Annotated in this window: 11 protein-coding genes; all 11 read left to right on the forward strand. The window is 36.7% G+C overall.

Annotated elements, in window-relative coordinates; all coding sequences use genetic code 11:
- The first annotated feature begins 7 nt into the window (after positions 1-7).
- The 11 genes from H8692_RS06510 (at position 8) to H8692_RS06560 (ending at position 14,645) form a co-directional block, all read left to right on the forward strand.
- Positions 8-460 carry a GNAT family N-acetyltransferase gene (locus H8692_RS06510; RefSeq protein WP_177267495.1) on the forward strand — a complete coding sequence of 151 codons (453 nt, stop codon included), beginning with the start codon at positions 8-10 and terminating at the stop codon, positions 458-460.
- A gap of 96 nt (positions 461-556) precedes the next feature.
- Positions 557-1,177 (forward strand): single-stranded DNA-binding protein, encoded by a 621-nt coding sequence (locus H8692_RS06515; protein WP_177267494.1) that lies wholly within the window; start codon positions 557-559, stop codon positions 1,175-1,177.
- Between the two features lie 242 nt (positions 1,178-1,419).
- Entirely contained in the window at positions 1,420-2,970 is a 1,551-nt protein-coding gene (locus H8692_RS06520) for an oligosaccharide flippase family protein (protein ID WP_177267493.1), read from the forward strand.
- A gap of 52 nt (positions 2,971-3,022) precedes the next feature.
- The gene (locus H8692_RS06525; RefSeq protein ID WP_187525281.1) at positions 3,023-4,150 is read left to right on the forward strand and encodes a CDP-glycerol glycerophosphotransferase family protein; all 1,128 of its coding nucleotides are present in this window, start codon (positions 3,023-3,025) and stop codon (positions 4,148-4,150) included.
- Positions 4,132-5,520, forward strand: a complete 1,389-nt coding sequence (locus tag H8692_RS06530; RefSeq protein ID WP_187525282.1) for an O-antigen ligase family protein — start codon at positions 4,132-4,134, stop codon at positions 5,518-5,520. Before H8692_RS06525 ends, H8692_RS06530 begins: the two co-directional genes overlap by 19 nt.
- Positions 5,510-7,474, forward strand: a complete 1,965-nt coding sequence (locus H8692_RS06535) for an O-antigen ligase family protein (RefSeq protein ID WP_187525283.1) — start codon at positions 5,510-5,512, stop codon at positions 7,472-7,474. The genes H8692_RS06530 and H8692_RS06535 overlap by 11 nt, the downstream gene beginning before the upstream one ends.
- Before the next feature lie 2 nt (positions 7,475-7,476).
- A complete protein-coding gene (locus tag H8692_RS06540) occupies positions 7,477-8,184 on the forward strand; it encodes an IspD/TarI family cytidylyltransferase (RefSeq protein WP_187525284.1) in 708 nt (235 codons plus the stop codon).
- Between the two features lie 13 nt (positions 8,185-8,197).
- The gene (locus H8692_RS06545; protein WP_177267488.1) at positions 8,198-9,223 is read left to right on the forward strand and encodes an alcohol dehydrogenase catalytic domain-containing protein; all 1,026 of its coding nucleotides are present in this window, start codon (positions 8,198-8,200) and stop codon (positions 9,221-9,223) included.
- An 18-nt stretch (positions 9,224-9,241) separates the two neighbouring features.
- On the forward strand, positions 9,242-10,963 hold the full coding sequence (locus H8692_RS06550; protein WP_187525285.1) for a glycosyltransferase: 1,722 nt from the start codon (positions 9,242-9,244) through the stop codon (positions 10,961-10,963).
- A 5-nt stretch (positions 10,964-10,968) separates the two neighbouring features.
- Entirely contained in the window at positions 10,969-12,999 is a 2,031-nt protein-coding gene (locus tag H8692_RS06555; RefSeq protein ID WP_187525286.1) for a GtrA family protein, read from the forward strand.
- Between the two features lie 113 nt (positions 13,000-13,112).
- Complete coding sequence (locus tag H8692_RS06560) at positions 13,113-14,645, forward strand: LCP family protein (RefSeq protein WP_177267485.1); 1,533 nt, start codon at positions 13,113-13,115, stop codon at positions 14,643-14,645.
- Positions 14,646-14,661: the final 16 nt, after the last annotated feature.

Raw genomic sequence — 14,661 nt, forward strand, 5'->3', positions numbered from 1 at the left:
GAAAGAGATGAAAGATTTTAAGATATCAGTCACCGGAGATTATGAAAGATTAGTTCCGTTTTTTATTGAAAATGAACTTGAGTTTTCAGAAGATGAGCCGGTACCGACGGATCTTGTGAAATGCTGGAATATCATGGATGATGAAGGAGAGGATGGGGAACGAATTATAGGGGCTTTCGTATTGGCAAAGCGCGAAGGAGAATTCATAGTAGATGGTATTGCTATAGATCCCAAATACAGAAAATATCATTTAGGAAAAGCTTTGCTGGAGAAAGGCATAGAAGAGACTAAAAGGCTGGGAGGAAAACGCATATTTCTTGTGGCGAGAGCTCCCGGATTCTTCAGAAAGCAAGGGTTTGTAACTGTTCCGAGAGAAGATGCTCCAAACTTTTTTGAATGTCTTACATGTCCTCAATATGGTGTTTCATGTCATCCTGAGGTCATGAGACTCGATTTGTAGACAGTGATGCTTATATAAAATAAGAACAATGTATGTATAAAGTCCCCTTGCGGGTGCATATGATTTAATAGAATATGCCTGGAGGGGGATTTTTTAATGGAGAAATTAACGGAAGGAAATATGGCTTATTTATCCGGAAGAGTTTTATCTGAGCCTGTCTTCAATCATAAAACATACGGAGAAGCATTTTATCTGGTGATGTTGGGAATAATGAGAAAAAGCGGATATGAGGATGAGATAAGGCTGATTATATCGGAGAAACTTCTTGGAGGGCGCTCGCCTAAGGTTGGTGAACTGCTTGAGATTTCAGGTCAAATAAGGACATATAACAGAGAAGTTGACGGAAGAAGTAAACTGGAGGTAACTGTTTTTACAAGAAGAATGGAGTATTGCAGTGATGAAGAGTTTGAGTATGAGAATCATGTGGCCATCGAAGGCTTTATTTGCAAAGCTCCGGTGAGAAGGACATCTCCTCTGGGGCGAGAGATATGTGATCTGATGGTTGCCGTAAACAGAATGTATAACAAATCTGATTACATACCTACTATAGCGTGGGGGCGTAATGCAATTTACAGCGGGCAGCTTCAGGTGGGAGATAAAATAGCTGTAGAAGGCAGGATCCAGAGCAGGGAATACAGAAAATACAATGATGAAGGCGAACCGATAACCAAGACGGCATACGAAGTTTCTGTCATCAGGATGGAAGAGGTTTTATAGGGCACAGTCAAAATCTTTATATGATATAAAAAAAGCACTCGCAGAGACGGTATAGAATTTATATTATGTCTGAAGCGAGTGTTTTAATGTGAAACATATATGTAGAAAAGCCCAAATCCTTGATTTTAAGCCGTTTTAGATATATAATAAAGAGTCTGTAGCATGTTTAAAGCAGAGCTTGGATATTTTTAGAAAGTAATTAATAATATAGGTTTTGGATATTAAAATACAGAGGTGTTGCTGTGCGTTTAGAAAATTCTGCTAAAAATGTAAAAATTGCATGGATGATGCATATAGTGCATGTCTTTGGTCAGTTTATATCGAGAACTGTTATAATTATGGTTCTTTCGGTAGAATATGTAGGCTTGAGCGGTCTGTTCAGCAATGTTCTGTCGATGCTTTCTCTGGCAGAACTGGGAATAGGAGAGGCTATAGTGTTCAGCCTTTACGGTCCTATTGCAAGAGGGGAGAAAGATAAGATAAGTGTCATTATGACATTCTATCAAAAAGTTTATGTGGGGGTAGGGCTGTTTATCCTTATTGTAGGATGTTCCTTTACACCTGTGATAGAATATTTGATAAAGGGTGTTCCTGATATACCATATATACATGTGATATATGTAATGTACGTAATGAATTCTGCTATGTCATATTTCTTTTCATACAGGGCTACATTTATAAAAGCAAATCAGAAGAATTATATAGTTACGATAAACGATGAGATATTTAATATAGCTTCTATAATAATAAGGTCAATACTTCTGATAATAACTAAGAATTATCTGTTGTTTATGGGGCTTGGAATAATTATTTTGTTTTTGCAAAATGTAAATATTACTTTGATAGCAAATAAAAAATATCCGTATCTTAAACATAAATCAAAAGAGAAAATGCCTAAGGAAATATTTCAGCAGATCAAGAAAAACACTGCGGCAATGATTCTTCATAAAATAGGCAGTATAATTGTTTTTGCAACAGATAATATGATAATTTCTAAATTTCTTGGTCTTGTGAGTGTTGGCTTATATTCTAATTACTATACGTTGACTAGTGCTCTTACGTCTTTTGTGAATAAATTCTTTACAGGAATATCTGCCAGTGTGGGTAATCTGGCTGTTTCAGAGGATGTTGAGAAACAGGAGAAAACCCTGTTCCAAATACTTTTTATGAATTTCTGGATGTATACCTTTTCCTGTTGCGGATTGTTTGCTCTATTGAATCCTTTTATAGGAAATATTTGGCTTGGAGGAAAGTACACGTTTGGCATGGCTGTAGTTTTTCTTCTCGTCTTTAAAGATTATCTGACTGGGATGAGGAAGACGGCACAAACCTTTAAAAATGCTAAAGGTCTGTATTGGTATAATAAATACATGCCTCTTTATGAGTCACTCATAAACCTGATACTATCTGTAATTTTTGTAAAATTCATAGGAATAGCAGGCGTCATGATAGGGACTATCATCAGTTCGCTTACGACATGCGTATGGATAGAGCCTCATGTTCTGTACAAGTATGGTTTTAAAAAAAGTGCTAAAGAGTACGTAAAAAAATATATTGAATATATGATAGTTTTTCTTATAGCCGTATTTCTTTGTTTGGGAGCATGTAAAGGAATTGATATAGCGTTTGGTGGAGCAGGGGATTTACGTTCGGCTAAAGCTATAGGTGTGTTTGCTGTTCAATTTATATTTACAGTGATTATTTCTAATGGATTTTTATGGCTTATTTACAGAAAAAGTGATAATTATAAATATTTGTTGAATGTTGTAAAGAAAAAGGTTTTAAAAAAATAGTATTATGAATTTTTTGCAAAGAATAAGAGGTTTAATAAGTTCGGTATGCTTCATGATTTTTAACAGATTATGCTGTGTTTTCATACCTTTGAAATCAGATCAGGTTCTTTTTTTGGCAGAGACACATAAAGGGCTAAATGGCAACTTAAAAGCAGTGTACGATTATCTCGACAACAGTAGACATGATTTACACCTCGTATCGTATACAAAGGGAGATAGAAGAGAAAGACACGGTATAAAAGCGGTACTCAGTATATGGAAAGCAATAAGTGTATCGGGATATATTTTTTTGGACGATTTGTATACGGCAACTTCTCATATGAAAGTCAGAAGAGGACAGGAAATTATACAGCTGTGGCATGGAGCAGGAGCATATAAAAAATTCGGTCATAGCAGAAAGGATCTACATGTTAATGTTAGTGGGAAAATGCGTGTTCATAAAGGGTATAAAAAATATACTAAGGCGATTGTAAGCGGAAGCAGAATAGCGTGGTGCTATTCGGAGGCCTTCGGAATGGATGAGGGGAAGATATATGCAACTGGTTCTCCCCGGATGGACGAGCTGTTTGATAATAAATATGTAAAAGATACAAAAGAACGGTTTCTGGAACAATATCCGGAATTGAAAAATAAAAAAATAGTATTGTTTGCACCTACATATAGGGGAACTCATGTGAGAGATGCTGATTATGGATTTGAGCAAGCAAACTTAAATCAACTTATAAAACGTTTAGGCGATGATTATGTTATATTGACAAGATGGCATCCGGCTCTTAAAAATAATGTAAAAAGAGGAATAGCTGTAGTAAAATGCTGTGATTTTGGAGAACGTATAATAGATTTTACTGATTATGAGGATGTAAATGATCTTCTTATAGCATGTGATATTATGATTACAGATTATTCATCTATAATATTTGATTATTTTCCTCTTGACAAACCGATAATATATTTTGTATACGATAAAGATGACTACGCAGGGGACAGAGGTCTTTATTACAGTTTCGATAAATATTTGTTCGGAAGAGTGTCAGAAGATTTTGAGAGTCTTGTAGAATCTGTTAAAGCTGAGGATTTATGTAGAGAAAAACGCGAGGATTTTTATAATTTATTTTTAGATGGTTGTGATGGTCATTCAACAGAGAGGGTTTGCAGATTGTTATGGAACGTGAAACAATAAAAGATGGACGGGAAAAAATGCCGATATGGCTGAATGTGTCGGAAAATATTATCATTATATCTGCGATGCTTATATTCACATTGAACTATACAGTTATCGGTATAGTAAGGGGAAGTATATTTTCTCCTTTAAAAAATCTTATTATGTTGGCATTATTTGTGTTGTTCATATATCGTTTTATTACAGTATCTAAGCAGCAAAGAAAGAGATGGTTCACTGACAGATTCTTATATGTACCTTCGGCTGTTTGGCTGATATTATTTTTTGCTGTCAGATGTCTATGCTTTGCTGTGGAAGATTTTCAGTATGGCGTTTTAAGAGAGATATTTTTTGAATTTGTTTTTCTCGTTGTTATATGTGGATGGACTGTGGGAAGGCAGGTAAAAGTCGAATTACTTGCATTTGTTTTTTGTGCTGTCAATTTTATTGTGAATATTGCTAATACATATTGTGTTCATATCCTGGATATCAGTTTTCAGGAAGGAACATCAGAAGGAGGCTTGCTGAAATTTCTTACCGGACTAAGTACATATTATGATGCAGGTGCATCAGGATATAATAATGCAATCTTGTACAGCAATCCTAATTCAGCTGGCATAATGACAGGAATGGCTATACTGCTGAGTTTGCTTTTTATAAAGAAAAGAAAATACATCCCTATAATGACGTTATACTGGATATATTCTTTATATGTTTTATGGAAATACGATTCACGGGGAGCTATACTTAGCTTTGTGGTATCTCTTATCTGTATTTTGCTCATGAAAGCATTTAGGTTCTTTACCCCTAAAAGGCTTGTTGCGATTTGTCTTATAGCAAGCTCAATGGCAGCAGTATTTATATATGGATATATAGCATACAATATGAATGATAATGATAGGACTCTGTCATCTTCTGAGGAAAAGATAAATAGTCTGAGTACAGGACGATACATTATATGGCAGGACTGCTATATTTCCCATAGTGATAAATGGGCTTTGGGTACAGGTAGTCCTACATTGGAAAAGGATGAAAGGAACGAATATCTAAAAAGTCAATATATAAGCAATTATGGGACCGAAGAAGGATATCTGCCGACGACCTTTAGTGTTCATAATGGGTATCTGGCTACGATATTTATAACAGGATGGATAGGATTTGGGCTGTTTATGATAATAATGCTTGATAAAATACGGAAAGCCAGAGCTCTGTCTGCGAGAAGTACGCACAATATGGTACTGGCATCAACGGTAATTTTTGCTTTTATGGTAAGCAATTTTGAAGCTCTTCTGGTTACCAGCAGATATTATACTATACTGATGGTATTTATAATATTGGCATGGGGTTCCGATGGTGCTGATGAAAGTGAGAGGACGTTAAATGCAGTTTGAGAACAGTAATCGTTTTGTCAAATTTAATAAAGCAATAGCATATGTACTTATAATAATTTTTTTGTCTGTAGCATGTGGACTTGCGGCTATAAGTGGGTCTCATTCCTTTACCAATACCTATGATTCAGGCAAGGTATGCGATACTACTATAGGTACAGGATATAATGTGCTTAGCCCCGGGACTGATGACAGCTATTTCTGGATAAGTACTTCTGATGAACCTTTTGCATGGAATTATATCTATATGGATATAAAAGATGCGAATTTTGACAAAGCTTCACTTGAGATACAGGGGTATGATGAAAACAAACAAGTGGGACGTCCCATGGTTCGGGAAATAGAAGAAGGATATAATGAAATCAAAATTGACGGAGACGAATGTAGCTCTTTTAAGGTAAGCTTATCGGATGATGAATCAATATCATTTACGGTAAAATTTATTGAACTGAGAGAGAGCAAATGGTTTTTTTCCATGAGCAAATATCTTCATTATGTAGGTGCTTTCATAATTACGTTTGTTTTGATAAGCGGGACAGTCATATTGATACTTAGAAGGAAGAAGTTAAAGATAGATTGGTACGGGCCTATAGATTTTCTTCAGGACATTTATCTGTCTTTTGGAAATAGATTTGTCACACTTTCTTTAAAAGTTCCGCGAAAAGTGAAGTCGGCATTGAGAATAGCGGCACTTATTTTTTGGATGTTCTGGATAATGTTTATTTATAATACAGGCAAGTATATGCTTACGGCATATTTCAAATATAATGTGGCGATATTCTGTGTGCTTATGCTGCTTATAGCAGTCAGCATGATAGAAAAACCTCTTGAAAAGAAAGACTGGAACAGACCAGTGGTTCATGCATGGCTCTGGCTCAGCATTTGTATGTGTGTATCGGAATTTTTTATAAGCAAAAGATTTTGCATGATAGGTTATGTTAACCTCACTGTGCTGGGTTTTTATTATTTCACATGGGATAATTTAACAGATAAAGCTAAGGTGATTAAGGAGATCATAACAGCATTTAAAATAGCATTTTTAATTTCTGTATGTTTCACATTGCTGTGCAGACCGAGGGGTGAACTTGGCGGGCTTGTAGGTCATACATGGAATCCTAATATATATGGTATATTCTGCGCAATAGTGCTGATGGGATTTTTAGCATCTATAAGGAATCATATTATAAATCGAAATTATAGATTGGTGTTTGCGGCAGATATGGTAGGATCGATGGTATCATTGTCATTTGTATTGCTGGCAGGTTCCAGAGCGGGATTTATACTCGCTGTACCGGGGTTGATATTTTTTCTGGCGGAATATGTGTCGATGATTACAAGTGGCGCTGTTAAACCGGTGAAAGGCATTTTATCGGCAGTTGCCATTGTGGTCATGTTTTATTGTATTCATATACTCTGTGCATGGGCAACAGTTAATCTTCCGATAGTACAGGTCGTATTTTCGTGGGATAGCCAGCCTCCCAATGAAGCGATGCAGGCCATAATATCCATAGGTATGGAAGCGCCGTCTATTCAACGTATAGCCTTTGACGAAAGGGTTACGTCGTTTCTGACAGCGAGAAATCTTTATTGGATGGAATACTTGAGAGAAATAAACTTTTTTGGGCACGAATATTATCCTATAATCTGGGGAGGAGCAAGATATCCTCATAACGGTATTCTGGGAATAATTTACAGATATGGTATACTTACTGCAGTTCCATACATTATCATGTTTATAAATGTATGTGTAATATCTTTTAAAAGATATTTACGGGAAAGAAAAGAAACGTCGCCTGCATTTTATTTTTGGATATGTGCCATAGGAATTTCCCTGTGCATGTTGGTCGAAAATTTTGAGCGTCCATTTTTGGCAACGGAATGGCTGTGGTGGTACTGGTGTCTTGGAGCTGTATTTATAAAAAAAGATAATGAAGGTGATTTGCGCCGGGAGGAATGATTATGGTATATGGAGTGATTTTAGCCGGAGGAATAGGCAGCAGAATGGGCAGTGTGGAAAAACCAAAACAGTTTATAAATATAGGCGGAAAGCCTATAATAATACACACTGTGGAAAAGTTTATGATGATTAGCAGATTTGAGAAAATCATAGTGCTTTGTCCAGAGGATTGGATCGAGTATACAGATGAGATTATCAGCAAATATATAAAAAACAGAGAAAAAATAGTTGTTCTAAAAGGTGGGGATACTCGAAACGAGACTTTGATGAATGCTGTAAAATATATTGATGAGAAAGGTGTACTGGATGATGAGACTGTTATTGTAACGCATGATGCAGTCAGACCTTTTGTGACCACCAGGATATTAAAGGATAATATTGAATCTATGGATTTTTGTGATGCTTGTGATACTGTGGTTGCTGCTACTGATACCATTGTTGAATCATTCGACGGGCAAACTATATCTCAGATACCTGACAGAAAGTTTTTGTATCAGGGGCAGACACCTCAGACATTCAAAGCAAAAAAACTGTGGGAACTTTATGAAGCTCTGACAAAAGCAGAGAAAGACATACTTACAGACGCTGCTAAGATATTTGCTATCAAGGGTCAGAAGGTGCATCTTGTCAGCGGGGAAACGTATAACATCAAAATAACATATCCATATGATATTACTGTAGCGGAAGCACTGATAAAGAATGAGATTTAGGTGGAAGATAATTATGTTAAATACTATATATAGGTTAGTTAAACCGAGAAATTTTGAGATTGAATTTGAAGAGATAGATCTTAATGATGATGTAGTCATAGTAAGACCTTCTTTTTTGAGTATATGTAATGCTGATCAGAGATATTATCAGGGAAAAAGAGCGCCGGAAGTACTTAAAAAAAAGCTTCCAATGGCATTAATCCATGAAGCCGTAGGTGAAGTGGTTTATGACAGCAGAGAAGAATTTGATGTGGGTCAGAAGGTTGTGATGATACCTAATACGCCGTTTGAAAAAGATAGTGTCATTGCGGAGAATTATTTGAGAAGCAGTAAATTCAGAGCCAGTGGATTTGATGGCTTTATGCAGGACAATGTGGCCATGAGGAGAGACAGGCTTATAGAACTACCTGACAATATTGACCTAAGAGTCGGAGCATTTATAGAGATAATATCAGTAAGCTATCATACAGTGCAGCGGTTTTTGAAATTCAGTCATAGGCGAAAAGATTCCATTGCTATCTGGGGAGATGGGAACCTTGCGTTTCTCGTTTCCATAATACTTAAACACGAGCTGCCTGATGTAAAACTTTATATTATGGGTATTCATGATGATAAAATGGCAGGTTTCGTATTCGCAGAAGATACTTTTCATGTAAATGAAATTCCGGAGAACATGACATTTGATCATGCTTTTGAATGTGTAGGCGGTCAGGGCTGCGAAATGGCTGATAATCAGATAATTGATTATATAAGACCGGAGGGATCCATTGCTTTAATGGGTGTAAGTGAGAATAGAGTCCCTCTCAATACGAGAATGGTACTCGAAAAGGGATTAAAAATTTTTGGAAGCAGCAGATCCGGCTATGAGGATTTTAAAAATACTGTTGAATTTTTATCACAGAATGATAAAGCAGCGCAGCTTATTGCCAATTTGATAGATTCTGTAATAGATGTAAGATCTGTAGAAGATATGAATAGAGCCTTTGAATCTGATATAAAAAAGGCCGGAGGAAAGACTATCATGAAGTGGAATGTATAGAAAAGAGGAGATGAAACGGTGCCTGAAATTTCTGTAATTATACCTGTTTATAACCTTGAAAATGATATATGCCAAATGCTTATGTCGGTAAAAGGTCAAAGCTTCAAAGATTTTGAAGCGATAGTGATAGATGATGGAAGCTCAGATCATTCCTATGAAAGGATGTGTTCTGTTTTATCAGATGACAGTCGTTTTAGGATATTCAAACAGGGAAATTATGGGGTATCTGCTGCAAGAAACAGAGGAATGGAGCTGGCGCAAGGGAAGTATATAATATTTTTTGATGGAGATGATCATATTCCTCAGAAATCCCTTGAAAACATGTATGCTTCAATAGTTTCAGATAACTTTGATATGACAGTAGGAATTATGACAACCTATAATTACGGAAAAGCTTCTGTAAATCGCCAAAGTAAGGCTCTGTCAAAAAAAAGAAAAATAGATCCTGATGATATAAATTTTATAAATACGTGGTCTCAGTGCAATAAAATGTACAGATTATCATTTTTAAGAGATAACGGTGTGAAATTTATGGATGTAAAAGTTGCTGAGGATGGACATTTTTTGTTTCAGGTTTTGTCAGCAAGTCCTCGTATATGCGGTTGTAAGCATATAGTTTATGATTATATCAGACGTCCTTTTTGGCAAGGTGAACATACTGCATCCAAGAAGGTGGGAATAAAGTATTTGGATGACAGAAAACGTGTATATAAAGACATACTGAAGTTTTCAGAACAAATAACTGAAAATCAGACTGACACAAAAAAAATCGAATACAAAGACAGGCTTGTTACAAGATTTATAAGTGGAGGTATAATACAGGCTTTTTATAGAAGAATATGGCGGTGTGAAAATGTAGAATCTGCACTTTCAGATACATTGTTATTATATCGCCCCATGCTTTCCCAAGATGCATGGGAAGATATTGTAGAAAAAGACTGGGATATAGTTCCTGATAAGAGACTTACAAAAGAAGATAAGCTGAAGGAAGATATAATGGCAGAGCCGCTTATATCGGTAGTTATTTCATCTGGCATGGATAAAGCGGGCTTGGATCTTTCAGTGGAAAGTTTATATAATCAGGAATTTCCTTCTTTTGAAGTTATTATGACTAAAGAAGATTTTGACAGGATGGCAGAGAGTTTTAAAGAGATGTCTAATATCGTTGTTACGGATGCGGAAAATATTGATCGTAATGAGCTTCTAAGGGATGCTAAAGGGCGATACATCTATTTTATTAATGAACCTGTTATTCTTGATATCCATACATTTAAAAAGATGGCTGATAAACTTCGAAATAATGGCAAACTGGATTTTATTTCGGTATATATGAGAGGGTTTTATTTTGGTGACCTTTGCAAGAATGACAGAATCAACACTCGTATAAATTTAATAGATGCTATATTTGGCTATGGTGACAGAGAGCGGTTTGAAAAAATGACAATAAATGTATTGGACAATTCTTTTACAAATAAACTTTTCAGGAAAGACGCCTTAGATGGATTGAGGTTTTCAGGTGATGATATCTCTGATATAGATAAAATATATAAGGAACTTAGATTTGAAAAAAGCCGCATAACATCAGTACTGACACCACTAACGGATAAAGATTTTATAATGCGTTCCTGCAGAAAAGTGAGCAGAACTGTAATCAGGAAAAATTATATTAAAAACAGAGTTTTAGAATATTTCGCGGGAAAAGGAATAAAAAAATTTTTAAGAGGTATTTTGAGAAGATGATAAATATGTCTGTCCAAAGATTGTATAGGTTCATTTTCGTAGGTATCATCAATACTATATTCGGAACGTCTGTAATGTTTTGTCTTTATAATTTTCTGGGGTGCTCATATTGGATATCATCAGCGGCAAATTATATTTTTGGTAGTATACTCAGTTATATACTGAACAAGAGATTCACATTCAGACATAAAGGCGGTGTAATGGCAAGCGGAGTAAAATTTGCTGTGAACATAGTGGTGTGCTATTTTATCGCTTATGGAGCGGCAAAACCAGCTGTAGCATGGCTTGCAGTGGGTGCATCTGTCAATATGAGGGAAAATATAGCAATGTTTACGGGGATGTGCATATTTACTGGCCTTAATTATTTGGGGCAAAGATTTTTTGTGTTTGGAGGAAAAATCATGGATCATAAAAGATTATATGAAAAGTGGGTAAACAGTCCGCATCTTGATGACAGTGATAAAAAAAGACTTTTAAAGATGTCGGATGAGGAAATCTATGAAGCTTTTTACAAAAGACTCAGCTTTGGAACTGCAGGCATGAGAGGAATAATGGGGCTGGGGGCTAACCGTATAAATAAATATACGATAAGAATGGCAGCGAAAGGGCTGGCAGACCTTCTTGGAGAGGGATCCAAAGTAGCTATAGCCTATGATACAAGAAACAATTCAAAATATTTTGCCCAAGAGGCGGCAAGAGTGCTGGCTGCCGCCAATATAAAAGCATTTATTTTCGATAGATATTCACCTGTACCGCTTCTTTCCTTTGCGGTAAGAAATATGAGATGTGATGGAGGTATAGTGATAACAGCAAGTCATAATATGCCTGTGTATAATGGATTTAAAGTTTACGACAGTACGGGATGTCAGCTTGACAGCAGCCTTGCGCATAAGATCTCCGAAAGTGTGGAAAACATGAAGGATGAACTTGACGTAGCTGTAGCGGATTTGGAAGATTGCAATATCAGTTATATTGGACAGGATGTGGTAGACAGATTCATGGATGCGGTACTGCAATGCAGAGTACAGGTTGATGAGAAAGCGATGGACGCTCTGAAAATCGTATACACACCTATTCACGGCTCGGGAAGAGATTATGTTCTTGAAACTTTAAAAAGATGCGGTTTTGGTGATGTTACTCTTGTATGTGAGCAGGCAGATTACAACGGGGATTTTCCTACTGTCAAAAAACCGAATCCTGAAGAAAAAGCAGTTTTTCATATAGCGGAAAAGATAGCTATGAATATTGATGCAGATGTAATAATAGGAACTGATCCTGACAGTGACAGAGTAGGCGTTGGCATAAGGCATAATGAGGAGATTGTCTATTTGTCGGGCAATCAGATAGGAGTACTTTTTGCAGATTTTTTAGGGAGAATGAGACCGTCAAAAGGGAAATTTCTGATAACGTCTATAGTTACAGGGGATATGGGACCTGATGTGGCTGAAAGCTACGGAGTAAGTACGATACGGACTTTCACGGGATTTAAAGATCTGGCTGCGGAGATGAATAAGCTTAAAGATAGTGAAATCTTTATGGCGTATGAAGAAAGTTATGGGTATCTTTTGGGAACTCATATAAGGGATAAGGATGGAATTTCTTCTTCTATGCTTATGTGCCAGATGGCAGCTTATTGGAAGCAGAAGGGATTCACACTTATAGATGTCCTTAATCAGTTGTCCGGCGAATACGGATATTATATAGATGATCAGAGTTCTTTTGTGTTTGAGGGTGCTAAAGGAGCAGAAAAAATATCAGCGATAATGAGATTTTTAAGAAATAAAGGAGAGTCTGTATTTTCAGATATCGAGGAAGTAAAAGAAGTCCTTGATTACAGTAAAGGTGCAGAAGGCCTTGCTGAGGCAAATGTACTCAAATATATATTCAGGGACGGATCATGGCTTGCCGTAAGACCTTCAGGTACAGAGCCCAAGATAAAATTTTACTGCTGTGTAAAAGGCAACGATCGTTTAAAATCAGCAGATATCCATGACAAACTTAAAGACAAGGTAAAAAAATTAACAGATGAGATATGAAATGAAAATAAAAGATGAATTTTCACATAACTTTCATAGCTAAAACCTCCGCTTTTATTGATTTACTGGCATCCTGTTGGTATAATGGTCAGTGATGTGAAAGGAGCAAATGAATGAGTGATGACAAAGGCAGAAGAGATTACGGCAGCACATCAGGAAGAAGACAGAATAAAAATAATGAACAGCGTGCCAAAGAGCAGGCTTATCAGGAATATTTAAGGCTGAGAGAAAATAGAAGCAGCGACAGGGGACATTATGTGAAAGATGATGACCTGTATGGAGCGTATTTTCAGTCAGGAAAGTCAGGCGGAAATAAAGGGACAAGCCGCGGAAGCAGTCTATCGGGAAACGATTATTACGTGTCTGAGAGCAAAAGAGCGAGGCGATCGGATATAAATTCAGAACCTTACAGGAGCGGAAGTTCTGTAGATAATACTCCTTATGGCAATTCGCAAATGAGGAAACAAAGGCATCGTGCCGATCTTGAACGTGAGAGATATCTTGAAGAACGCGCCAGAGGTAAGAAGAGTATAGCAAGGCCGGGCAGAAAGAATAAAGATGATATGGACATAATGTCCGGCGATGAAAAAAAGGCAGCGGGAAAATTCGGTAAAAGACGAAAAAACGGAAGAGGCTTAAAGGTAGCATTATTAGTTGTTCTCATATTGGTTTTGGGAATAGGAGGGGTTATAGCGGCGGGTTTTACTGTTGTAAAGAACACTCTTGATAATGTAGGGCGTGTTGAGCTTGATCCGGATATGATAGGAATAAATCCTCAAGTGGATTCGGATCTTCGGAATTACAGAAATATAGCTTTGCTGGGTATAGATGCCAGAGATATGACAAATGATCAGGATGTGCGAAGTGATGCTATTATAGTGGCCAGTATAAATAAAGAAACAAATGAGATAAAGATGTTTTCCGTATATCGTGATACATATCTTGATCTCGGTGATGATGTGGGATTGGACAAGGTCACACATTCATATTATTATGGAGGGCCTACAAAAGTCCTTTATTCTCTCAATAAAAACCTTGATCTTAATATAAAAGAAGTAGTGGTAGTGAACTGGAAGTCAGTAGCAGATACTGTCGATGCCCTGGGGGGTCTTGATATAGAAATACAGGAATCAGAAATAAATGAGATGAATAAATATATACAGGACACCTATAAGAATATAGGCGGATCCAATGCTAAAATTGAGTCGGCGGGTATGCAGACTTTGAACGGCAATCAGGCGGTTACATATGCCAGAATAAGAAAAGATGCTGTTACGGGTGATTTCAGAAGAAATGAAAGAATGAAGATAGTAGTACAGGCGGCCTTTGAAAAAGCTAAATCCATGGATACCAAGGCGCTTAAGAAAATTTCAAATGAAATTCTTCCCGATATAAAAACCAATATGACATCAGCAGACATGATGGGAATGATCATGAAGCTGACATCATATAAAATGACTGACAGTGTTGGATGGCCTTACGACCACAGTGATTGGAACAGCGGTGCTTATTATAATATCCCGACTACACTTAAAAGCAACGTAAGCCGGCTTCATGAGGAATTCTTCGGACAGGAGGATTATGAGCCTACGCAGGATGTTCAAAGTATCAGTGAAAGCATATCTGTTAGAACAGGGTATTATTAAAAAGAAAGGTAATGTA

This window comes from Lentihominibacter hominis (assembly GCF_014385065.1).
Classification (GTDB): Bacteria; Bacillota; Clostridia; order Peptostreptococcales; family Anaerovoracaceae; genus Lentihominibacter; species Lentihominibacter hominis.

Bases quoted from the DNA above. Each gene is read 5' to 3' on its own strand.
- H8692_RS06510 (WP_177267495.1), top strand. From the start codon at position 8: ATGAAAGATTTTAAGATATCAGTCACCGGAGATTATGAAAGATTAGTT.
- H8692_RS06515 (WP_177267494.1), top strand. From the start codon at position 557: ATGGAGAAATTAACGGAAGGAAATATGGCTTATTTATCCGGAAGAGTT.
- H8692_RS06525 (WP_187525281.1), top strand. From the start codon at position 3,023: ATGATTTTTAACAGATTATGCTGTGTTTTCATACCTTTGAAATCAGAT.
- H8692_RS06530 (WP_187525282.1), top strand. From the start codon at position 4,132: ATGGAACGTGAAACAATAAAAGATGGACGGGAAAAAATGCCGATATGG.
- H8692_RS06535 (WP_187525283.1), top strand. From the start codon at position 5,510: ATGCAGTTTGAGAACAGTAATCGTTTTGTCAAATTTAATAAAGCAATA.
- H8692_RS06540 (WP_187525284.1), top strand. From the start codon at position 7,477: ATGGTATATGGAGTGATTTTAGCCGGAGGAATAGGCAGCAGAATGGGC.
- H8692_RS06545 (WP_177267488.1), top strand. From the start codon at position 8,198: ATGTTAAATACTATATATAGGTTAGTTAAACCGAGAAATTTTGAGATT.
- H8692_RS06555 (WP_187525286.1), top strand. From the start codon at position 10,969: ATGTCTGTCCAAAGATTGTATAGGTTCATTTTCGTAGGTATCATCAAT.
- H8692_RS06560 (WP_177267485.1), top strand. From the start codon at position 13,113: ATGAGTGATGACAAAGGCAGAAGAGATTACGGCAGCACATCAGGAAGA.